The sequence below is a fragment of the Staphylococcus sp. HMSC34G04 genome, from assembly GCF_001838765.1.
In the GTDB taxonomy this organism is placed as follows: domain Bacteria; phylum Bacillota; class Bacilli; order Staphylococcales; family Staphylococcaceae; genus Staphylococcus; species Staphylococcus epidermidis.
Map to the genome: position 1 here is coordinate 30,673 of NZ_KV838755.1, position 21,426 is coordinate 52,098.

Below are 21,426 nucleotides of genomic sequence, written 5' to 3' on the forward strand. Positions count from 1 at the left end.
AAATGTGGATAAGGCGACAGAGAATTATCTATATGAAACGATTCTTCATAATTATCCAGATCATCAGGTTATTGGCGAAGAGGGGCATGGTCATAATCTCGAGTATTTAAATGGGGTTATTTGGGTTATTGATCCGATTGATGGAACGCTTAATTTTGTTCACCAAAAAGAAAATTTTGCCATCTCTATTGGTATTTATCATGATGGGAAGCCTTATGCAGGTTTTGTTTATGATGTCATGAAAGATGTTTTATATCATGCAAAGGTTGGACAGGGTGCATTTGAAAACACACATAAACTTGAAATGATTCAAAACACCGAACTTAAAAGAAGTATTATAGGTATTAATCCTAATTGGCTTACGAAACCAATACTTAGTGATATTTTTAGTTCAATAGTGAATGAGGCAAGAAGTGCACGAGCATATGGTAGTGCAGCATTAGAAATTATTAGTGTAGCGAAAGGTCAATTGGCTGCTTACGTTACACCTAGATTACAACCGTGGGATTTTGCAGGTGGATTGTTGATTTTGAACGAAGTAGGCGGGATAGGAACCAACTTATTAGGCGATAAATTAGACTTCAATCAACCGAATTCAATATTAATAGCAAATCCTAGCCTTCATCGTGAAATATTAAACCATCATTTAAATCAGCAAAGAGATACGCTTATTACACTCCATGAAAAAAGATTTGGAAAGAGATAGAAAGACGGAATCAATAGAGTTAAAGAATTATCTATTTTCTTTAAATATGAAAATTTCAAATTTCTTTGTTCTTCAAACCTTAATTTGAAGAATGTCTTATAAGGAGTTTAGAACCACTAAAAGTTTGATATAAGTATTGTTGAGTTATCTCTTTATAAAAAATATAAAAGCCTAGGGCATAGTTGTTGTCCTAGGCTTTCATAATGTGTAGACGGTCAATGACTGAATTGAAAATGTACTGATATGAGGGTTATTTCATAATGAATTGTAGGTCACATCAGAGAGAATTTCACTCAGTTCATTCTACGAATCATCTAGGTGAAGAATCTTTACCCGAGTGAAACGACGAATTCAAGTTAAATTCCGTCTACTCTACCTCGATTGATTATGTTCATCATAAATAACTCACTGTTATGAAAAGTGTTAGATTTAAAATTTAGTAAATCAAAAATTGATAGTGTCCAAGACTTATAATATTTGATTTAAAGATGCAAGTTCATATCAGTATTATAATTACGTTCAATAACTGTCTTTGCGTGCTTTTAATGAAATCAATATAATGATAAATAAATTTTTAAAGCCAATTGTTTTTGCGATATTTCTTTTTCACACTGAACCCAACACCAAATGTTGCAATGAGAAGTATAAATGTTAAAATCATCATTGGAACATTAGCAGCACCTAATGCGAAACTAAATAATGTTAAAAAAACGACAGCCAATATTGAGAAGATCCAGAAAATGCCTTTAGATTTTTTTTGTTGCATCCCATACCCCACCTTTTACTTATCTTTTCAATAATATATGATATAATAAAACAGTTGCAATTAAAAGTGGGAGTATACAAAAGAAAGGAATTTATAAAATGACTAATTTAAGAGAAGATGTTCGTAATATAGCGATTATTGCGCATGTCGACCATGGTAAAACAACATTAGTAGACCAGTTGCTTAAACAATCAGGTATATTTCGTGAAAACGAACATGTCGACGAGCGTGCAATGGACTCTAATGATTTAGAAAGAGAACGTGGTATTACGATTCTTGCTAAAAATACAGCGATAGATTATAAAGGTACGCGTATCAATATATTAGACACACCTGGACACGCCGATTTTGGTGGTGAAGTTGAACGTATCATGAAAATGGTTGACGGTGTAGTACTAGTGGTTGACGCATATGAAGGTACAATGCCTCAAACTCGTTTTGTTCTTAAAAAAGCTTTAGAACAAAACCTAAAACCGGTTGTAGTTGTGAATAAAATTGATAAACCAGCAGCTAGACCTGAGGGAGTTGTAGATGAAGTATTAGACTTATTCATTGAATTGGAAGCGAATGATGAGCAATTAGACTTCCCAGTTGTTTATGCTTCAGCTGTGAATGGAACAGCAAGTCTAGACTCTGAAAACCAGGACGAAAATATGCAATCCCTATATGAGACGATTATTGACTATGTACCGGCACCAGTAGATAATTCAGATGAACCATTACAATTCCAAATTGCTTTACTAGACTATAATGATTATGTTGGTCGTATAGGCGTTGGACGTGTGTTTAGAGGTAAAATGCGTGTAGGTGATAATGTATCACTAATTAAATTAGATGGTACAGTTAAGAACTTTCGTGTGACGAAAATATTTGGTTACTTTGGTCTTAAACGTGAAGAAATTGAAGAAGCACAAGCAGGAGACTTAATAGCTGTTTCAGGTATGGAAGATATTAACGTTGGTGAAACAGTTACACCACATGATCATCGTGACCCATTACCTGTGTTACGTATTGATGAACCAACCCTAGAAATGACTTTTAAAGTAAATAACTCTCCATTTGCTGGACGTGAAGGTGATTATGTAACAGCTCGACAAATTCAAGAAAGATTAGATCAACAACTTGAAACAGATGTTTCTTTAAAAGTTACACCGACTGATCAACCAGATTCATGGGTTGTTGCTGGTCGTGGTGAACTACACTTGTCTATTCTTATTGAAAACATGAGACGAGAAGGCTTTGAATTACAGGTTTCTAAACCTCAAGTTATTTTAAGAGAAATCGATGGTGTGTTAAGTGAACCATTTGAGCGTGTACAATGTGAAGTGCCTTCTGAAAATGCCGGGGCAGTGATTGAATCATTAGGTGCACGAAAAGGTGAAATGTTAGATATGATGACAACCGACAATGGTTTGACGCGTTTAATCTTTATGGTACCTGCACGCGGTATGATTGGTTATACTACTGAATTTATGTCTATGACACGTGGTTATGGAATTATTAACCATACATTTGAAGAATTTAGACCACGAGTTAAAGCTCAAATCGGTGGTAGACGTAATGGTGCGTTGATTTCTATGGACCAAGGTCAAGCAACTTCCTATGCGATTATTAACTTAGAAGATCGTGGTGTTAACTTTATGGAACCAGGTACTGAAGTATATGAAGGTATGATTGTTGGTGAACATAACCGTGAGAACGATTTAACAGTAAATATTACTAAAGCAAAGCATCAAACAAACGTACGTTCAGCTACTAAAGATCAAACACAAACGATGAATCGTCCTAGAATTTTAACATTAGAAGAAGCGTTACAATTTATTAATGATGATGAATTGGTGGAAGTAACTCCTGAAAGTATTCGCTTAAGAAAGAAAATACTTAATAAATCTGCCCGTGAAAAAGAAGCGAAAAGAGTTAAACAATTAATGCAGGACGAACAATAATTTAGTTATATAACAAATGGTGCAACCACAGTAATAATTTTCATTATTAAGGTTGCACCATTTATTTATGTTAGATACTTTGAAATTTTCAAATATATCATTTTAATCTCGTTTGCTTTGTTTAGGTGTATCGAGTCTACTTTTACAATCATCACACATGAAAGTGCGTATAGGATTATTTCTTAAGCGTTTAGCCTCGACTGTATGTTCATCAATAAAAACCTTAGTATCGCAAATAATACATTGAACCTTTCTCATATTAAAGCACCTCTATATGTGTGACATACTTAAATTGATGAGAGTATCCTTCCTCAGGTATATATATAAAACTATCAACGGCATTATCACTATATAAACGTTTGCCATTCCTAGAAAATTGAAAGAACAAATAAGGTAATAAGTCCATGGGTACATTGATAGAGTAATCTTTATTAGAAAGTTTTATTGTGCTAGCATTCTCCATGGGTTCGGCATTTTTGAAAAATGGTGTCATATTTATCACAAATGTCTCATCTAAAACCGAACGTTTTTTATATTTAATTTCAGAATCAAGCGTTGGTGGATTTGTTTGTCCTTCTAAAATAGCACGGTTCCATTCCTTGTTATCATCAAAGTTGATGGGTCTACTACCATCAAATACCCCACGTTCTAAATCATCAATAGTAACTTTTCTATCGTCAAATATCCAAGTCGTACTATCCAATGAAATAGGGAAATTGACTGCTCCTTTTATTTGAATCATAAATGCCCACTCCCTAAATTTTTATCTTTTATTATTTTAACACAAAATCGCTTTCACTTAATTTAAATTCGCTTGCTTTTTAACTTTCAGTAGGATAAACTTCTATTGTGAAGATATTAATTGAAACGATAGGGGGAATATGTCATGTCTAACCAATCGAAGTTAAATAGTGCGGCATATGACCAATTGAATAAAGATGCAGACAGAATATTACATCTAATTAAAGTTCAAATGGATAACTTAACTTTACCTTCTTGTCCACTTTATGAAGAGGTTTTAGATACTCAAATGTTTGGATTACAAAAGGAAGTTGATTTCGCAGTTCAACTTGGATTAGTTGATAAAGAAGATGGTAAGCAATTAATGCTAAGACTTGAAAAAGAACTTTCTAAATTGCACGAAGCATTTACGAATGTTTAAACTTTTTATTTGTAATTAATTGTAAAAATAATGTATTCGCTAAATTGAGAGTATGCATAATGTCTTATGTTTAAAGAAAATATTGATAGATGATTAATTGTGCGAGTCAATCATCGCATAAATGACTGAGTTGATATTAATTCTGATATCTTTCTCGGTCTTTTTTGTTGTAAGCTTTAAAAGTGAAATTGATTTGAAAGCAGACTAAAAAAAGCTCATTTCTCTCAAATATTGTTAAAGTAAATTTAAATCATGGATTTTAATGGTAGATGTATTTGTTTATATTTGTTTAATAGATACGTTGAAGTATATAATAGATAAGAACGCTTTTTAGTAGCGATGTGTTTTACTAAGTCAACAAAGAGATAAATTTTAATCATTTAGTATTGGAAGATCTAGTATATGAAAAATTTTAAAAATATAATGCGATATATTGGAAAGACTTCTAAATTTATCGATTATCCATTGTTAATAACTTATGTTGTCCTCTGTTTGATTGGATTAGTAATGGTTTATAGTGCAAGCATGGTTGCAGCTACAAAAGGTACTTTAACCGGGGGAGTACCAGTTTCAGGTACATACTTTTACAATCGACAACTTTTATACGTTATCATGAGCTTTATTATCGTATTTTTTATGGCTTTTATTATGAATGTTAAAATATTAAAAAAGCCTAATGTTCAAAAAGGTATGATGATTGGAATTTTTATACTTTTACTACTAACTTTAGTAATAGGAAAAAATATCAATGGTTCTAAAAGTTGGATTAACTTAGGATTCATGAACTTACAAGCTTCGGAGTTATTGAAGATTGCAATAATTCTATACATACCATTTATGATTGAAAAGAAGATGCCTGCGGTGAGACATAATATTAAATTAATATTAGGACCAATTTTGTTTGTTGTAACATGTTTGATACTTGTTCTTTTTCAAAAAGATGTTGGTCAAACAATGCTGATTGTGATCATATTCTTCTCAATTATTTTTTACTCAGGTATCGGTGTGCAGAATATGTTAAAATGGGGGACTTTGGTAGCTATTGGTTTTATCATCGTAGCTACATTTATGTTCATGTTAGACATGGTTCCAAGTTATTTGCAGGCACGTTTTAGTACGTTAACCAATCCATTTAGTCAAGAATCAGGCACAGGATATCATATTTCTAATTCTCTTTTGGCAATTGGCAATGGTGGATTGTTCGGACGTGGTCTAGGAAATAGTATTATGAAGCTTGGTTATTTGCCAGAGCCACATACAGACTTCATATTTGCTATCATTTGTGAAGAGATGGGATTAATCGGTGGCTTAATTGTTTTAATTTTAGAGTACTTTATTGTATATCGTGCTTTCCAACTTGCTAATAAAACGCAATCGTATTTTTATAAATTAGTTTGCGTTGGGATAGCTAGTTATATCGGAAGCCAAACATTCGTAAATATTGGTGGTATTTCTGCCACAATTCCACTTACTGGTGTACCGTTACCATTTATTAGTTTTGGTGGTTCATCGATGATCAGTTTAAGTATAGCCATGGGATTACTGCTTATTACAGCAAAACAGATAAAACAAGATGATAAACGACTGAAACAACGTAAGGTAGATATTAAACGTCGATATAATTAATTAAATAGTATATAAAATTTATAATATCAAGTTAAGACTATAGCCCAAGATGAATGTAAATTATTCCTCTTGGGTTTTTCATATCATAATATTTGGTATAGTTAGTCACTACTCATGATCACAATTTAAGATTCTGTAAATCTGTATACTTTAACTAGCGTCATTCTTATATAGATGATAATATTAAATTATTAACATTTATAAGTTTTCTAGTAATTGACTGACAACTTAACTTACACATAGTGTAGTCAGTTTGAACTAATTTATTTAATTAAATGTTACAAATTGATAAATGATATGATTCTTTCATGAATAACTATAGAATTATTCAATCATTTGAGATAAAATTTTATTATCTAATTATTTAGAAAATTCGTAACATTCTAAGGGGTGTCTTGGCTTTTGAAACAAATAAAGAAATTACTTGTTGCTAACCGTGGTGAAATCGCTATTAGAATTTTTAGAGCGGCAGCAGAATTAAATATTAGTACAGTAGCAATTTATTCTAATGAAGATAAAAGTTCGTTACATAGATATAAAGCAGATGAATCCTATTTAGTGGGAAGTGACTTAGGACCTGCTGAAAGTTATTTGAATATCGAACGTATCATCGAAGTAGCTCTTCGCGCGGGTGTCGATGCAATTCATCCTGGGTATGGTTTTTTAAGTGAAAATGAGCAATTTGCACGCCGATGTGCTGAGGAAGGCATTAAATTTATAGGTCCGCATCTAGAACATCTAGACATGTTCGGAGATAAGGTTAAGGCAAGAACAACTGCTATTAACGCTAACTTACCTGTAATCCCAGGTACAGATGGTCCTATTGAAAGTTTTGAAGCTGCAGAACAGTTTGCTAATGAAGCAGGTTACCCACTTATGATTAAGGCCACTAGCGGTGGCGGCGGTAAAGGTATGCGAATCGTTCGTGAATCAAGCGAGTTAGAAGACGCTTTCCATCGTGCGAAATCAGAAGCCGAAAAGTCATTTGGTAATAGTGAAGTTTATATTGAAAGATATATTGATAATCCAAAACATATAGAAGTTCAAGTTATTGGTGACGAATTCGGGAATATCATTCATTTGTATGAAAGAGATTGCTCCGTGCAAAGACGTCATCAAAAGGTCGTTGAAGTTGCACCTTCAGTAGGTCTTTCTAACAAATTAAGAGAGCGAATTTGTGATGCCGCAATTCAACTGATGAAAAATATTAAATATGTCAACGCTGGAACAGTGGAATTTTTAGTTTCTGGAGATGAATTTTTCTTCATTGAGGTTAATCCACGTGTTCAAGTTGAGCATACAATTACTGAAATGATTACTGGTATAGACATTGTAAAAACGCAAATTTTAGTTGCTGATGGAGAATCGTTATTTGGAGATAAAATCTCTATGCCACACCAAAATGAAATACAAACTTTAGGGTATGCGATACAATGTCGTATAACAACTGAAGATCCTACTAATGATTTTATGCCAGATTCTGGCACAATTATTGCATATCGATCAAGTGGCGGTTTTGGAGTGAGACTTGATGCAGGTGATGGATTCCAAGGTGCAGAAATTTCACCTTACTACGATTCACTATTAGTTAAGCTTTCTACACATGCCGTTTCATTTAAACAAGCTGAAGAGAAAATGGAACGTTCATTACGCGAAATGCGAATTCGTGGTGTAAAAACGAATATTCCATTTCTCATCAATGTTATGCGTAATGATAAATTTAGAAGTGGTGATTATACTACTAAATTTATTGAAGAAACACCTGAACTTTTCGATATTGCACCGACATTGGATAGAGGTACCAAGACTTTAGAGTATATTGGTAATGTGACGATAAACGGATTTCCTAATGTAGAAAAGCGTCCAAAACCAGAATATGAATCTACCAAAATCCCAAAAATTTCTCAAAAGAAAATCAATCAGTTATCTGGAACAAAACAAATCCTTGAGCAACATGGACCAACAGGTGTTGCAAATTGGGTGAGAGAACAAGAAGATGTTTTAATTACCGATACTACATTTAGAGATGCACACCAATCTTTACTTGCAACACGAGTAAGAACAAAAGATATGATGAACATTGCATCTAAAACTGCTGAAGTGTTTAAAGATAGTTTTTCATTAGAAATGTGGGGTGGTGCAACATTTGATGTCGCTTATAATTTCTTGAAAGAGAATCCATGGGAACGTTTAGAAAGATTGCGCAAAGCCATTCCGAATGTGTTATTCCAAATGTTATTACGCGCTTCGAACGCAGTAGGTTATAAAAACTATCCTGATAACGTAATTAAGAAATTCGTTCATGAAAGTGCAAAAGCTGGTGTAGATGTTTTCCGTATTTTCGACTCATTGAACTGGGTTGATCAAATGAAAGTAGCAAATGAAGCTGTTCAAGAAGCGGGAATGGTATCTGAGGGTACAATTTGTTATACAGGTGATATTTTAAATGCTGAACGTTCTAATATTTATACTTTAGATTATTACGTTAAAATGGCTAAAGAGCTGGAAAGAGAAGGATTCCATATTTTAGCAATTAAAGATATGGCTGGTTTGTTGAAACCGAAGGCAGCTTACGAATTAATTGGTGAATTACGTGAGGCAACACATCTTCCAATTCATTTACATACACATGATACAAGTGGAAATGGGTTGTTGACATATAAACAAGCCATTGATGCTGGCGTAGATATTATTGATACTGCTGTTGCATCTATGAGTGGTTTAACGAGTCAACCAAGTGCAAACTCATTATATTATGCACTAAATGGATTCCCACGTAATTTAAGAACTGATATTGATGGTTTAGAAGAATTAAGTCATTACTGGTCTGTAGTCAGACCTTACTATGCAGACTTTGAGAGTGATATCAAATCACCAAATACAGAAATTTATCAACATGAAATGCCGGGTGGCCAATATTCAAACTTAAGTCAACAAGCTAAAAGTTTAGGATTGGGTGAACGTTTTGATGAAGTCAAAGAGATGTATCGTCGTGTCAACTTCCTGTTTGGAGATCTTGTAAAAGTAACACCATCTTCAAAGGTAGTTGGAGATATGGCACTATATATGGTGCAAAATGATCTTGATGAAGATACTGTCATCAATGATGGTTATAAATTAGATTTCCCAGAATCTGTTGTGTCATTCTTTAAAGGTGATATTGGACAACCTGTCAATGGATTCAACAAGAAATTGCAAGATGTTATTTTAAAAGGACAGCAACCAATTACTGAAAGACCAGGGGAATACTTGGAGCCAGTCGATTTTGAAGCAATCCGTCAAGAATTAAGCGACATACAACAAGACGAGGTAACAGAACAAGATATAATTAGTTATGTACTTTATCCGAAGGTATATAAACAATATATTCAAACTAAAGAGCAATTTGGTAATGTATCTTTACTGGATACACCGACATTCTTATTCGGCATGCGTAATGGTGAAACAGTTGAAATTGAAATTGATACTGGTAAACGTCTAATTATTAAATTAGAAACAATCAGTGAACCAGATGAGAATGGTAAACGTACAATTTATTACGCTATGAATGGTCAAGCAAGACGTATTTATATTCAAGATGAAAATGTAAAAACGAATGCTAATGTTAAACCTAAGGCGGATAAATCAAATCCAAATCATATTGGTGCTCAAATGCCTGGTTCTGTAACTGAAGTTAAAGTGTCAGTAGGTGATGAAGTTCAAGCTAATCAACCATTATTAATCACTGAAGCAATGAAGATGGAAACGACGATTCAGGCGCCATTTGATGGAATTATTAAGCAAATAAATGTTGCTAATGGAGATGCCATTGCCACAGGAGATTTATTAGTGGAAATTGAAAAACAATCATAGTTAATATGACCATCTAGATTAGTAAGATATTTAGATGGTCTATTTTTACTTAAATATATTAAAACACGCCACTTATCTTACCGTTATGGTATTTTGAGTGGCGTGTCTTTTTAATTGTTATAAATTTATGAAAAAAATAAATTATTTTAGACTTCTCGTCGTTCTTAACATTAGTAAAATAAAGTAAGCAATCATTCCGAATAAGTATGTGATAAACAAAGCATGGAATAACGCAATAATTAAATTGACATTAGTTATGACTGATAAAGCACCTGTAATAACTTGAAGGATAACAAGTATAAATGATGCAGTATAACCATAGCGTACAGTTCGATTATCTGAATAATTCTTAATAGCGTGTATAAATGTAATCATAATCCAGATAAAAGTGATGAGCGCCATACCTCTGTGAGAGAATTGTACCCAATCATGCGCATTATGAGGAACGATATCATCAAATGGAATAGGCCAAGCACCATAAGCAAGACTTGATTTAGTATGTCTAACTAAAGCACCAGTATAAATAGTTAAGTATACTATGATAGCCATCAACCAAGTTAAGATACGTAAAGGTTTGTGAATAAATAAAATGTCAGCTTCATATTTTTTGTCAATTGAGAAAATAATTAATGTCATTAAGAAAACAGAAGAGAAACTGATAAGTGATATACCAAAATGTAGTGCTAATACATAAGGATTTTGTTGCCATATCACAGCAGCAGCACCTACAAGTGCTTGAACTAATAAAAAACCAACACTAATAATAGAGAGTGGTTTGATTTCTTTAATATATCCAATATTTTTCCAAGCTGTAATTACAAGCCATAATACAACTATAAGTGAAATGGCTGATACTGCGCGATGACTCAGTTCTATAATTGTTTGTATTGGTAAATTTTCTGGAAGTAGAGCGCCGTTACATAAAGGCCAAGACGAGCCACAACCATCTTCTGATCCTGTTTTAGTTACGAGGGCGCCACCTAATTGTACAAAGGTCATAATAATCGTAGCTAAAACACCTAACCATTTAAGGTTTTGCTTTCTAAACAATGATAAACACCCCATCATTAATTTAAAGTATTAAATTATAATATTACATAATAGAATAAAGTCATTGAAAGACTCGTTAATTGATACTTCATTTAATACGACACTTGAAGAAAAATGACTTTAAATTAATGTACATATTTTTACTTTTAACTTATTATATCAAGAATAACATTTTTAAGTGTGTCACAAAATTGACGATTTATAATGTCGTAAAAGTGTCACAATTTAATTTTATAAAACCTAGTCTTTTTATGTGATTTACTATATCATTATACTATATGAGAAATTTAAGGAGGGGAATTATGAACAAAGATCAAACTTTGTCACATACTACGGGCCGTGTATCCTTCAAAGAATTACAACAAATTATTAAAATGGGCCTTGTTCAAGGTAATTTAATACCTGCTTTTGCAGGCGCATGGCTTGCAATAGTAATGACAAACCATTCCTTCCTATCTTCCATTCCACAAATACTATTGATGCTAGTTGGCTCTACGCTTATTATGGGGGGCGCTTGTGCTTTAAATAATTATTATGATCAAGATATTGATCGCATTATGCCAAGTAAGCAAAGTAGACCAACAGTAAATGATAGAATATCTGATAGAAACTTATTAATGTTAAGTTTTGGGATGATGTTAATAGGTGAAGCATGTTTATTCTTATTAAATATACCTTCTGGTGTTTTAGGATTAATTGGTATTGTTGGATATGTATCTTACTATTCAATTTGGTCTAAGCGTCACACAACTTGGAATACTGTTGTTGGAAGTTTTCCTGGAGCTGTACCGCCATTAATTGGTTGGGTAGCTATCGATGGATCATTAAGTTTACCAGCAGTAGCACTCTTCTTAGTTGTCTTTTGTTGGCAACCCATCCATTTCTACGCTCTTGCAATTAAACGTAGTGATGAGTATGCGCTTGCAAATATTCCTATGTTACCATCAGTGAAAGGTTTCAAACGGACAAGAGTAAGCATGTTTATTTGGTTAGTGTTATTATTACCATTACCATTCTTATTATCTAATTTAGGTGTAACTTTTGTTGTTATTGCTACACTACTTAATTTAGGATGGTTAGCTTTAGGTTTTACAACGTTCAGAAAAGAATCTAATCAAACTAAATGGGCAACGCAAATGTTCATTTATTCATTGAACTACTTAGTAGTATTCTTTGCGCTCGTTGTAGTTGTTTCATTAATCAAGATGATATAAATTAACTTAAGTAAGGATGAAACTTATGAACGTACCCATTTTACCAACGATAAGTACATCGTGTATTGTTATTAGTGCGATTTTAGTCGCTATTGGTTGGACATTGATTTGGAAACGTCAAGTTCATAAGCATAAAAACATTATGCTATGGGCTGCCTTTTTCGCTTTAACATTCTTTATTATTTATGCAGCAAGAACTATTTTTATCGGTAATACAGCTTTCGGTGGACCAAGTTCTATTAAAGTTTATTACACTATTTTCTTAGTTTTCCATATCATTCTTGCAACAGTTGGTGGCGTTTTAGGCTTAATTCAAATCATTTTAGCCTTCAAAGATAAACTTCATATTCACAGAAAGATTGGGCCTTGGGCTTCAATAATTTGGTTCTTTACCGCAATTACTGGTGTTGCAGTTTATGTATTGTTATATATATTGTATCCAGGTGGAGAAACAACATCATTGCTTAAAGCTACATTAGGTCTATAAATTTTCTTTATAAGAGCCTGAGACACAAATGGTTGTCTCAGGTATTTTTATGTACTGAACGAAGATAACTTAGTTGTCAGGTTGTCATAAATTATACAATAAACAAATTTTTTATTCCTAATCATTATCTACTATTTCTACAGTTACATACATATCACATATGACTCAAATCCTATCTAAATATTTTAAATAAATTGAAGCGAGATCTGTAATCATACTGAAGTCGTTTTTTACTGATACGATATATATCTTTTCAATATTTAGCTTTTAAGATGTTTGAAAATTCATTCATGTTTACTTTTGTATAAATAAAGAATACAAAAGTATTTAAAATTTTTTATAAGAATAATGATGGGGAATGTTTACACGTTTCACTTATGTTGAAAAAGGTTAGGACATTTTTGTACAATATATATAATTATTAAGAGGTGGGTGAAAGATGAAAAAGTTAATAATTAAAGTTATTGGTGTTATATTATTAGTGACATTTTTAATTTATCTCTTTTACTCACCACGTTTAAAGTTTGATGTTCTAGAGAATCCTAATAAAAATAGCAAGACAACTAAGACAGAGCAATTTAAACAGGCGAATAAGGATGCTGAGAACCCTAAACCTAAAGAAGGGATAGGGACTTGGATTGGAAAAGATATTAAAACTCTAACGCATCATTATGGACAAGCTGACCGGTCTTATCCATATAAAAATGGTTTTAAAAATTATGTCTTTAAACACAAAGATGAATATTATATTGTAAGTACTAATAAAGGAACAATCACATCAGTTTATGCCACAGGAAAAGGTGTAAAAGTGAGCCCACTTAAAATAGGTGAAAATTCATCTCATATTTTTGAAGATACTAGTATTAATCCAGAACCAACTGTCAAGACGAAAGGTAAAACTTATAAATTTGAAATGTCTGATGAAGATTTAAAGACACAGACGTTAATTAAATATGGAGATGTTTATGCTCAAATATATTCTGATCAACAGACTAATAAAATTTTGGCAGTGAGATTTTTAGATGCAAATACATTGGCAACACTACAACCATATAAGTTAAATAGAGTAGAAGATGAGGGACGAATTAGTGAAAGTTCCGACGATAAAATTCCTCATGAACAAAATCCTAATCAATTGATTACACTCTATGAAGTAACGAATAAAATGAGAGAAATGAAAAATTTAAAATCACTTAAAGTTAATAACGATATTGCTCGTATTGCTGCTATCAATTTGTATGAAGCAACGGATAAAGGATCTGACAGTGTGGAGTTTACTGAGAATGCTTTAACACAGCAACTGGATGAGCGCCATGTAAGTTATAAGTCGGCAAGTCAAAATGTAGGTTATGATTTTGACGATGTACCTACACTTATCCATAGTTGGATTAATTCTGATATTCATCGCTCGCGCTTGTTAAGTAATAAGTATGATGAAATGGGTGGAGAAGTGATGAGTGATTACTACTCATTAATATTTGTAGAAAAGTAAAGTAAATAAAGGATGATTCTGTGATTACTGAAGAAATATTAGACATTTTAGATGATATTGAGGATATCTCGGATATGATTGTACAATCTGATATTTATGTATCATACCGACGAGCTAAAATACAATTAGATGCTGATGATGAGGCAAGTCTATTTTATCAAGCTTTTCTAAAAGTGAAAGATAAGTATGATGATGTGATGAGATTTGGAAAATATCATCCCGACTACAAAGATATTATGTTAGAAACACGACAACGAAAACGTGCTTATGAAATGCTTCCAGTAGTAATGGAGTATAAAGCAAAGGAAGTGGCATTACAAAATTTAATTGACGAAGTGATGTCCAAAATCGCATTTGCTGTTTCTGAGCATGTAAAAATTGAAACAGGTAATCCTTTCTTCCAAACTGGACATGATGGATGTGCCTCTGGTGGCACATGTAACTGTTCATTGTAATTAAAAGGCATGATCAAAGCATTAATTAATCAGTAATATCAAAGAATAATGTTTGTGTAATTAATGTTATACAGAAGATAAATCTTTGTAATTAAGAATTTGTTACTTTGAAGGAAGCGGTTTGTATCATTTTTAAGAGACGTGAAATGGATTAATAAACTATTTCACACCTCTTTTTGTCCATTATAGTTTTATGAAAGGTAAGTCTACTGTATATATATTTTATAAAACAAAATTTTAGATTCACACTTTATCAAAGTCATTTCTATTTTTAACGATGCTCATTTATGAAAAATACTTGTACCGCTCAAACTATATACAAAGTAAAATAGATTAAATAATGACATCGTAAATATTGCATTATTTAGCTAAAGATAAATTAATGTTAAAAGACTAAAAGTAAATACACTTTTATTTCAGAAACGCGTGGTAGATATGTTAAATACCTAGGACAATTCGGATGTCCTAGGTATTTTGAGTTAAATTAATAATGAGCAATCATTAAAAAACTTATATTTCAATTTATTTTAATGTTTCTTTAAATTGTTGACCTAAATCTGGGCGATCTGTCACTAAGGTATGAACACCTTTATGATATAAGTCTGTCATTAAATCTATACTATTCACACCATAGTAACCGGGTACAATATTATTTAAGTTAAGCCATTGAATGAAACGCTTAGAAGTTAATGAAATTCCTTTATATGCAACTGGCATTTGGAATGTGTCCGCTTGAGGTTTAAATGTATGACCTAACATGCCATTAAATTTAAGAAAACCTTCAGCAACTTCGGCTTCACTAGCACCGATAGCAATGTCAGCTTGGTTATACTCAGTGAAACGTTGAATTTGTTTTTTATGGAAACTTGTAACGAGCACTCGATGTTGTGCCCCATGTTTGATGATATTATCGAAAATCACTTTTGGTGCGATACGACCTTCATAGGTGTCTGGCGCATCTTTTAAATCCACATTGATATACATATTAGGGTACAATTCAAGCAGTTCCTCGAATGATAAAATCTTAGCTTTATCATGCCCGCGATAAGGGGTTTGATTATTGATATCAGTAAAATGATATCCCGCATCTAAGCGTTTTAGTTCAGCTAGAGTATGTTCACTCACTTTACCTGAACCATTAGTTGTACGGTCGACAAGTGCATCGTGAAAAACAATGAGTTGTTCATCTTTAGTTAGTCGTACATCTGTTTCAAAGCCATCCAGTCCATATTCAACAGCATTATCAAATGCCAACTGTGTTTGCTCTGGACGCATTGCCATGCCACCTCTATGTGCAAGTATGTAAGGTGCTTGACCTGAGAAGAAAGGTGGAATTGATTTTAATTGTTGCGGTGGTTTATTTTTATTTTTAAAAAAGTAAAATAGACTGCTTATAATACCGGCTGTTGCTAAAGTACCATTAATAAACCATTTTTTTGAATGAGCCATAATCGAATCCTCCTAGTGATAGTTAAAGTGAGTGTACCCCAATACTATTGTTGGGTACGATGGTTATGATTACTTTTTCTCATCATTATTTTAAGATAGATAAAGTTTAAAGTCATAGAATTTCAATATTACTTTTATCGTTTAGGTTAATCCTTAGTTATTTCATTACTTATAAAGTCATGATATGATAACAAATGTATAAATAATGGAGTGAGTAAGAAATGAATATAATTCCTAGAACGAGTTTAATTATTTATTTAAAACATATGAAACATGAGCGACAAATTAGAAAATATGGTCACATCGTGCACTCAAACCGTCAACGAAAATATGTTGTGATGTATATAAATGAAGCAGATGCTGACAATATTGTTCATAAACTTATGCAACTCAAGTACGTTCACGATATTCAAGGTTCTCCATATAAATATTTGAAAAAAACATATGAAAAAGAAAAACATGAAATACAATAGAGTATCAATTTATTGCAAAGGTGGTATCCATCTTTGAAGACGCAAAACACTGATAAGGTAGTTAAAATATAATTCTAAGTCTGGGTACACATCAGGAGGTTGTACGTCGATACCTACAACTGGAATGTCATAATTTTCTGCAGCTGAATTAATCATCTTGAATTTTTTGTTGCCCTCTGGATAGGGATATTTTAATGCATTTGTCATGATGTACATGGCCTGGAAATGTTTTTCAGCAGTAGGGTTCATTATTATTGCGACGGATGATAATTGTTTCTCAGAATGAGGTGTATGGAAATATACAATACGATTGATTCGCGTATGATTATATTCTATAAGAGTAGTAAATTCGAATAAATCGGTTAAACCTTCACCAATTTTAATAAATGATTGTTTCATAAATAAATCAAACTCCTTTATCTTCAAATTATATTAAATAAATGAATGAAATGGAAGTGTGAGTCAATGCGTGTAATTGCGGGTAAGCATAAAAGTAAAGCGCTAGAAAGTTTAGAGGGGCGAAATACTCGCCCAACTATGGATAAAGTTAAGGAAGGTATTTTTAATAGTTTATATGATGTTTCTGGTTTAGGATTAGACTTATTTGCCGGTAGTGGTGCACTAGGCATTGAAGCATTATCACGTGGTATGGATAAAATGATTTTTGTAGATCAAAATTTTAAAGCGGTCAAGGTTATAAAAGCTAATCTTAATCAATTGGATTTAATGTCACAAGCAGAAGTCTATAAAAATAATGCTGACAGAGCACTTAAAGCACTTGCTAAACGAGAAGTACAATTCGATATTATTTTTTTAGATCCACCTTATAATAAAGGGCTTATAAATGAGGCGATTTCTCGTATAGCAGAGTTTAACTTATTAAAAGAAAATGGTATTATCGTTTGTGAGTTTAGTCATAATGAAGAAATAACAATTGCGCCATTTCAAATGATTAAGCGTTATCATTATGGTTTGACAGATACTTTGTTACTTGAAAAAGGAGAATAATATGAGTAAGACAAGAGCAGTTATTCCCGGTAGTTTTGATCCAATTACATATGGTCACTTAGATATCATTGAAAGAAGCGCCGATCGCTTTGATGAAATCCATGTTTGTGTACTAAAAAATAGTAGTAAAGGTGGAACGTTTGACTCAGAAGAACGCATGGCGTTGATTGAAGAGTCAGTTAAACATTTGCCTAATATTCAAGTGCATCATTTTAATGGATTGCTTGTTGATTTTTGTGATCAAGTAGGTGCAAAGACAATTATTCGAGGTTTAAGAGCTGTAAGTGACTTTGAATATGAACTACGACTTACTTCTATGAACAAAAAGTTAAATAGTAATATTGAAACAATGTACATGATGACAAGTGCAAACTATTCATTTATAAGTTCAAGTATAGTTAAAGAAGTAGCTGCATATCAAGCGGATATATCACCTTTTGTACCGCCTCATGTCGAAAGAGCATTAAAAAAGAAATTTAATGTCTGAGGCGACTGTACATATAGGGGTGTATAACAGTCATTTAGTTCTATATATGAAATGGCTGTCACCTCTTAACTATCCAGTCAAAAATCCCTCGATAGGGTATCTAATTACAAGATACTCTATTGAGGGATTTTAGTTATAATGAACAACAAAACTACAAAAAAGATGTTACAGTTTCTGTTCATAATGATTACAGCAATATATATATAATATGAAGTGATACACCCAATAGAGCAGATTCTTTTATTATAAAGTTAATAGAAAGATGAAAGGTAACTCTATATACGAAATTTGACAAAAAAGCTCAGGTCAGTGAAAGAATAACGTTGACTACAATGGTATTAAACTACAATTATTTTTTGTATCTAACACTATGCTTGAGTTGTAAGACTTCGGGTCTTTTATAACATTTAAATGCGTACTAAGGGTGTGTTAAAGTCTGTCAGTGATTGATTACTTAATAGATTATATACATGAGTCGCTTTAATTTCATTTTTAAAATAATGTGCAGTCTTTTGATTTACATTAGTAATGTAGTGACGATTTGGATAAGTCGCTTTTAAATATTTTAAATACGAACGTCCTTTCTCACTCATTCCTAAAACTCTAACAGCGTTAATTTCCTTGTTAACATCATCTTTCGTTATATTTAATAACACATTCATTAATACACGTTGAATATATGTCTGCGTATAACGTTTTGTTTTAAGGTTTGATATTAGAGACTCAAAGGAATCACTTCGATGAATCATTGTTTGCAAGCGGTTTTCAAAGCCCTCATTTATTGTGTATATAGAATGAAGGCTCTCTTTTGGCTGTGTAATTAATTGGTGTTTGATAAAAGGAAATGTATCCTCAACCGTAGTATGAGGTGTACAATATAGAGATTGTATTTGGTTTGGGACCACATTTTTCCAATCTTCATTATCATTCATTAGAGAACGCCTAATAGATGTTCCACTTGCAAAATGATGGTGATCAATTACTGTTTGATGATGAAGTGAACCTTCTCTTTTAATAGTCAATGCTGACATGCGAGGTGCAAATTGCTGCATTGCTTTAAGGTAGCTTATTCCTAAAATATTGTTTGGGGATTGCAAAAGTGTGTCGTTATGTGTTAACTCACTTAAGATTCGTGGATAGCTTTTACCTTGTTTTAATTTCTCTTTAAAAACTGGATGTGTTTCATAGGCAATCATTTGTGTTGCAAGATATTGTAAATCTTTTAAGGACGCACTTTCACTGCCAAAAGATATAATATCTATATCGAGATACTGAGCCGTTTTAATAGCAATTTCCGCAAAGGTATCACTTGAAGATAGGCTACCTATCAATGGTAGCTCAACGACCAAATCTACAGCAGATAAAGCCATTTCAGTACGTTTAAATTTATGATAGATTGCTGGTTCTCCACGCATCACAAAATTACCACTCATAATGGCAATAGTTACATTAGTTTCAGAGCGTTGTTTTGACAATGAAGCGTGAAATAAGTGCCCGTTATGAAAAGGATTATATTCAGTTATCAGTCCAACACTTTTCATTTGCATTTCTCCTTTTCAGTATTCATCATAAGTATTGTAACAGAACGAGGTATGTTAAGAAAAAATCTTGACAACTTTTGTTTAGAAAGTTAAAATAAATTTTGTGCTTGTTAGAGGTGAAGCCATATGAAATGGTCAATAACACAATTGAGAAAATATCAAGGTAAGCCATTTGAATTTAATCAAACGGTTAATTTTGAGCATTTAAGAGAATCATTAGATTTAATTGATCTTTCAGATATCAATGTTGAAGGACAGTTGACAGTCAAATCAAATGAAGTGATTGCAGATATGCATGTTACTGGAACTTACACAATGCCTTGTGCTCGTACTTTAGTACCAGTTGATGTGCCTCTTGATGTATCTACTTCAGAAGTATTTGATTTGGAAGGCTATGATGGTTATACCGATAGTGACGATCAAGAAGATGAACATTATCATCTTGTAACTGACGGTATGATTAATATTAAAGACATTGCTGAAGAGCTTGTAATTATTGAAAAACCTATGCGTGCCTATTCTGAACATAGTGATCAAATGTTAACTGAAGGCAATGGTTGGGAAGTCATTGATGAAGATCAATTGACTGAAGTTCAAAAAGAGCAAGATAGTGATTCTGAACAAAGAAAAGTTGATCCAAGGCTTCAAAAATTACAACAATTATACGATAAAGATCAATAGCAGTTGAATTAATGATATAATAATTATTAATTGAGCTGACATTTTGAATTAAGTGTCTATTCTAAGGAGGATTAATCATGGCAGTACCAAAAAGAAGAACGTCTAAAACAAGAAAAAATAAACGCCGTACGCATTTTAAAATTTCAGTACCTGGTATGACTGAATGCCCTAACTGTGGCGAATACAAATTATCTCACCGCGTATGTAAAAACTGTGGTTCATACAATGGTGAAGAAGTAGTTTCTAAATAATATAACACAAGAAATAAATCCAACAATCTCGTGTGAGATTGTTGGATTTTTTGTTTTGAACTAGAGTAGCTAGAATAATTTATTTATAGGAATTTAGTACAATAATAAAGTATTTATCATGTCTTACCAATACACTTCATATCTATATTTAAGGAATCTCTTTTTTAAGGATATATAAATAATAAAATCAAACTAATTTAAATATGCCTCTTATATTTATAGAAATTTAGTTGATTTTAAAACAGAGTATTGATTTATGTGTGACCGAATGTAAAAAATACTTAACAATTGAATAGAGCAATTTAATACTCTATATTGTGAATCATCAACGTTGTCACCGAGTGTGTTCTCTTTTTATCTTATTCAGTTTCTTCGTCTTTTGTAGTTATTCAATATTTAATATTGCGATAAATTAATTTTTTAAGAAATTAAAATAACGAGTAAATCGATATTGCGATTTACTCGTTATAAAGATGTTAAGTATTATTTAGATTCTTTTCTTTGTCGTCTTAATAATAGAAGTGAAGATATTAAAGCGATAGAACCAAATACTGTAGTTGTATAATCATATTCATTACTTAGTCCTGTTTCAGGTAATTCAGTACCATTTTTAACATCTGTTTTTGTTTCATCATCATTAGTATTTACTTTAGCATCTTTATCTGCATTGCCTGTATTGCCTTTATTACCTGCATTGCCTTTATTACCTGCATTGCCTTGTTGCGTATTTTGATCACCAATGGCATCCTGTGTACCAGTTGCTGTTTGATTGTTATTAGG

The 21,426-nt window shown here is 32.3% G+C and carries 21 protein-coding genes and 1 pseudogene; 14 read left to right on the top strand and 8 right to left on the bottom strand.

The annotated features are described in order from the left end of the window. A partial coding sequence (locus tag HMPREF3241_RS10045; RefSeq protein ID WP_070846153.1) for an inositol monophosphatase family protein occupies positions 1-706 on the top strand: 706 nt, incomplete at its 5' end. A 574-nt stretch (positions 707-1,280) separates the two neighbouring features. Here HMPREF3241_RS10045 and HMPREF3241_RS10050 read toward each other — a convergent pair. Beyond that, positions 1,281-1,472: a DUF5325 family protein gene (locus HMPREF3241_RS10050; protein ID WP_002446184.1), complete on the bottom strand. Its 192-nt coding sequence runs from the start codon at positions 1,470-1,472 to the stop codon at positions 1,281-1,283. A 98-nt stretch (positions 1,473-1,570) separates the two neighbouring features. On the opposite strand from HMPREF3241_RS10050, the gene typA reads away from it, so the two are divergent. Further along, complete coding sequence (gene typA, locus HMPREF3241_RS10055; RefSeq protein WP_002446185.1) at positions 1,571-3,418, top strand: translational GTPase TypA; 1,848 nt, start codon at positions 1,571-1,573, stop codon at positions 3,416-3,418. 102 nt (positions 3,419-3,520) lie between these two features. Here typA and HMPREF3241_RS10060 read toward each other — a convergent pair whose 3' ends face one another. Both HMPREF3241_RS10060 and HMPREF3241_RS10065 read right to left on the bottom strand, forming a co-directional pair. Next, positions 3,521-3,676, bottom strand: coding sequence for a DUF2197 domain-containing protein (locus tag HMPREF3241_RS10060; protein ID WP_002446186.1), 156 nt, complete (start codon positions 3,674-3,676; stop codon positions 3,521-3,523). A 1-nt stretch (position 3,677) separates the two neighbouring features. Next, the gene (locus HMPREF3241_RS10065; protein ID WP_002457438.1) at positions 3,678-4,160 is read right to left on the bottom strand and encodes a hypothetical protein; all 483 of its coding nucleotides are present in this window, start codon (positions 4,158-4,160) and stop codon (positions 3,678-3,680) included. 144 nt (positions 4,161-4,304) lie between these two features. Here HMPREF3241_RS10065 and HMPREF3241_RS10070 point away from each other — a divergent pair, with 144 nt between their 5' ends. The 3 genes from HMPREF3241_RS10070 (at position 4,305) to HMPREF3241_RS10080 (ending at position 10,058) form a co-directional block, all read left to right on the top strand. Beyond that, positions 4,305-4,580: an Fpa/YlaN family protein gene (locus HMPREF3241_RS10070; RefSeq protein WP_001830079.1), complete on the top strand. Its 276-nt coding sequence runs from the start codon at positions 4,305-4,307 to the stop codon at positions 4,578-4,580. 402 nt (positions 4,581-4,982) lie between these two features. Beyond that, positions 4,983-6,206, top strand: a complete 1,224-nt coding sequence (ftsW, locus tag HMPREF3241_RS10075) for a cell division peptidoglycan polymerase FtsW (RefSeq protein ID WP_002475923.1) — start codon at positions 4,983-4,985, stop codon at positions 6,204-6,206. Positions 6,207-6,608: 402 nt separating this feature from the next. After that, positions 6,609-10,058 (top strand): pyruvate carboxylase, encoded by a 3,450-nt coding sequence (locus HMPREF3241_RS10080; protein ID WP_002491592.1) that lies wholly within the window; start codon positions 6,609-6,611, stop codon positions 10,056-10,058. Between the two features lie 141 nt (positions 10,059-10,199). Here HMPREF3241_RS10080 and HMPREF3241_RS10085 read toward each other — a convergent pair whose 3' ends face one another. Further along, positions 10,200-11,108, bottom strand: a complete 909-nt coding sequence (locus HMPREF3241_RS10085; protein WP_002457435.1) for a COX15/CtaA family protein — start codon at positions 11,106-11,108, stop codon at positions 10,200-10,202. 302 nt (positions 11,109-11,410) lie between these two features. Between HMPREF3241_RS10085 and cyoE the strand changes: the two genes are divergently transcribed. From cyoE to HMPREF3241_RS10105, 4 genes are all read left to right on the top strand, one after another. Continuing rightward, the gene (gene cyoE, locus HMPREF3241_RS10090; RefSeq protein ID WP_002457434.1) at positions 11,411-12,322 is read left to right on the top strand and encodes a heme o synthase; all 912 of its coding nucleotides are present in this window, start codon (positions 11,411-11,413) and stop codon (positions 12,320-12,322) included. A 25-nt stretch (positions 12,323-12,347) separates the two neighbouring features. Further along, on the top strand, positions 12,348-12,809 hold the full coding sequence (locus HMPREF3241_RS10095; RefSeq protein ID WP_002457433.1) for a DUF420 domain-containing protein: 462 nt from the start codon (positions 12,348-12,350) through the stop codon (positions 12,807-12,809). Positions 12,810-13,248: 439 nt separating this feature from the next. Continuing rightward, a complete protein-coding gene (locus tag HMPREF3241_RS10100; RefSeq protein ID WP_002490076.1) occupies positions 13,249-14,301 on the top strand; it encodes a CAP-associated domain-containing protein in 1,053 nt (350 codons plus the stop codon). Between the two features lie 20 nt (positions 14,302-14,321). Further along, complete coding sequence (locus HMPREF3241_RS10105) at positions 14,322-14,756, top strand: YlbF/YmcA family competence regulator (protein ID WP_002475938.1); 435 nt, start codon at positions 14,322-14,324, stop codon at positions 14,754-14,756. 522 nt (positions 14,757-15,278) lie between these two features. On the opposite strand, the gene HMPREF3241_RS10110 is transcribed toward HMPREF3241_RS10105, so the two are convergent. Beyond that, positions 15,279-16,205, bottom strand: coding sequence for a glycerophosphodiester phosphodiesterase family protein (locus HMPREF3241_RS10110; protein ID WP_002446196.1), 927 nt, complete (start codon positions 16,203-16,205; stop codon positions 15,279-15,281). A gap of 221 nt (positions 16,206-16,426) precedes the next feature. On the opposite strand from HMPREF3241_RS10110, the gene HMPREF3241_RS10115 reads away from it, so the two are divergent. Beyond that, on the top strand, positions 16,427-16,678 hold the full coding sequence (locus HMPREF3241_RS10115; RefSeq protein WP_002439362.1) for a DUF2129 domain-containing protein: 252 nt from the start codon (positions 16,427-16,429) through the stop codon (positions 16,676-16,678). A gap of 9 nt (positions 16,679-16,687) precedes the next feature. Here the strand turns inward: HMPREF3241_RS10115 and HMPREF3241_RS10120 are convergent, their stop codons facing one another. Beyond that, on the bottom strand, positions 16,688-17,077 hold the full coding sequence (locus HMPREF3241_RS10120; RefSeq protein WP_002457429.1) for a DUF7147 family protein: 390 nt from the start codon (positions 17,075-17,077) through the stop codon (positions 16,688-16,690). A gap of 66 nt (positions 17,078-17,143) precedes the next feature. Between HMPREF3241_RS10120 and rsmD the strand changes: the two genes are divergently transcribed. Both rsmD and coaD read left to right on the top strand, forming a co-directional pair. Then, positions 17,144-17,686, top strand: a complete 543-nt coding sequence (gene rsmD / locus HMPREF3241_RS10125; RefSeq protein ID WP_070853654.1) for a 16S rRNA (guanine(966)-N(2))-methyltransferase RsmD — start codon at positions 17,144-17,146, stop codon at positions 17,684-17,686. Position 17,687: 1 nt separating this feature from the next. Then, entirely contained in the window at positions 17,688-18,173 is a 486-nt protein-coding gene (gene coaD / locus HMPREF3241_RS10130) for a pantetheine-phosphate adenylyltransferase (RefSeq protein WP_002476597.1), read from the top strand. A gap of 407 nt (positions 18,174-18,580) precedes the next feature. On the opposite strand, the gene HMPREF3241_RS10135 is transcribed toward coaD, so the two are convergent. Continuing rightward, a complete protein-coding gene (locus HMPREF3241_RS10135) occupies positions 18,581-19,714 on the bottom strand; it encodes a nucleotidyltransferase (RefSeq protein WP_002475920.1) in 1,134 nt (377 codons plus the stop codon). Between the two features lie 126 nt (positions 19,715-19,840). Between HMPREF3241_RS10135 and HMPREF3241_RS10140 the strand changes: the two genes are divergently transcribed. Together HMPREF3241_RS10140 and rpmF are read left to right on the top strand one after the other, a co-directional pair. Further along, on the top strand, positions 19,841-20,395 hold the full coding sequence (locus tag HMPREF3241_RS10140) for a YceD family protein (protein WP_001830128.1): 555 nt from the start codon (positions 19,841-19,843) through the stop codon (positions 20,393-20,395). A gap of 77 nt (positions 20,396-20,472) precedes the next feature. Then, complete coding sequence (gene rpmF / locus HMPREF3241_RS10145) at positions 20,473-20,646, top strand: 50S ribosomal protein L32 (protein WP_001830121.1); 174 nt, start codon at positions 20,473-20,475, stop codon at positions 20,644-20,646. 483 nt (positions 20,647-21,129) lie between these two features. Here rpmF and HMPREF3241_RS10150 read toward each other — a convergent pair. Next, positions 21,130-21,426, bottom strand: a pseudogene (locus HMPREF3241_RS10150) (signal peptide protein); the annotation flags it as partial.

What these genes read in the sequence shown, in the direction of transcription:
- HMPREF3241_RS10050 (WP_002446184.1), bottom strand. Translation starts at nt 1,472, where the DNA reads ATGCAACAAAAAAAATCTAAAGGCATTTTCTGGATCTTCTCAATATTG.
- typA (WP_002446185.1), top strand. Translation starts at nt 1,571, where the DNA reads ATGACTAATTTAAGAGAAGATGTTCGTAATATAGCGATTATTGCGCAT.
- HMPREF3241_RS10060 (WP_002446186.1), bottom strand. Translation starts at nt 3,676, where the DNA reads ATGAGAAAGGTTCAATGTATTATTTGCGATACTAAGGTTTTTATTGAT.
- HMPREF3241_RS10065 (WP_002457438.1), bottom strand. Translation starts at nt 4,160, where the DNA reads ATGATTCAAATAAAAGGAGCAGTCAATTTCCCTATTTCATTGGATAGT.
- HMPREF3241_RS10070 (WP_001830079.1), top strand. Translation starts at nt 4,305, where the DNA reads ATGTCTAACCAATCGAAGTTAAATAGTGCGGCATATGACCAATTGAAT.
- ftsW (WP_002475923.1), top strand. Translation starts at nt 4,983, where the DNA reads ATGAAAAATTTTAAAAATATAATGCGATATATTGGAAAGACTTCTAAA.
- cyoE (WP_002457434.1), top strand. Translation starts at nt 11,411, where the DNA reads ATGAACAAAGATCAAACTTTGTCACATACTACGGGCCGTGTATCCTTC.
- HMPREF3241_RS10095 (WP_002457433.1), top strand. Translation starts at nt 12,348, where the DNA reads ATGAACGTACCCATTTTACCAACGATAAGTACATCGTGTATTGTTATT.
- HMPREF3241_RS10100 (WP_002490076.1), top strand. Translation starts at nt 13,249, where the DNA reads ATGAAAAAGTTAATAATTAAAGTTATTGGTGTTATATTATTAGTGACA.
- HMPREF3241_RS10110 (WP_002446196.1), bottom strand. Translation starts at nt 16,205, where the DNA reads ATGGCTCATTCAAAAAAATGGTTTATTAATGGTACTTTAGCAACAGCC.
- HMPREF3241_RS10115 (WP_002439362.1), top strand. Translation starts at nt 16,427, where the DNA reads ATGAATATAATTCCTAGAACGAGTTTAATTATTTATTTAAAACATATG.
- HMPREF3241_RS10120 (WP_002457429.1), bottom strand. Translation starts at nt 17,077, where the DNA reads ATGAAACAATCATTTATTAAAATTGGTGAAGGTTTAACCGATTTATTC.
- rsmD (WP_070853654.1), top strand. Translation starts at nt 17,144, where the DNA reads ATGCGTGTAATTGCGGGTAAGCATAAAAGTAAAGCGCTAGAAAGTTTA.
- coaD (WP_002476597.1), top strand. Translation starts at nt 17,688, where the DNA reads ATGAGTAAGACAAGAGCAGTTATTCCCGGTAGTTTTGATCCAATTACA.
- HMPREF3241_RS10135 (WP_002475920.1), bottom strand. Translation starts at nt 19,714, where the DNA reads ATGAAAAGTGTTGGACTGATAACTGAATATAATCCTTTTCATAACGGG.
- HMPREF3241_RS10140 (WP_001830128.1), top strand. Translation starts at nt 19,841, where the DNA reads ATGAAATGGTCAATAACACAATTGAGAAAATATCAAGGTAAGCCATTT.
- rpmF (WP_001830121.1), top strand. Translation starts at nt 20,473, where the DNA reads ATGGCAGTACCAAAAAGAAGAACGTCTAAAACAAGAAAAAATAAACGC.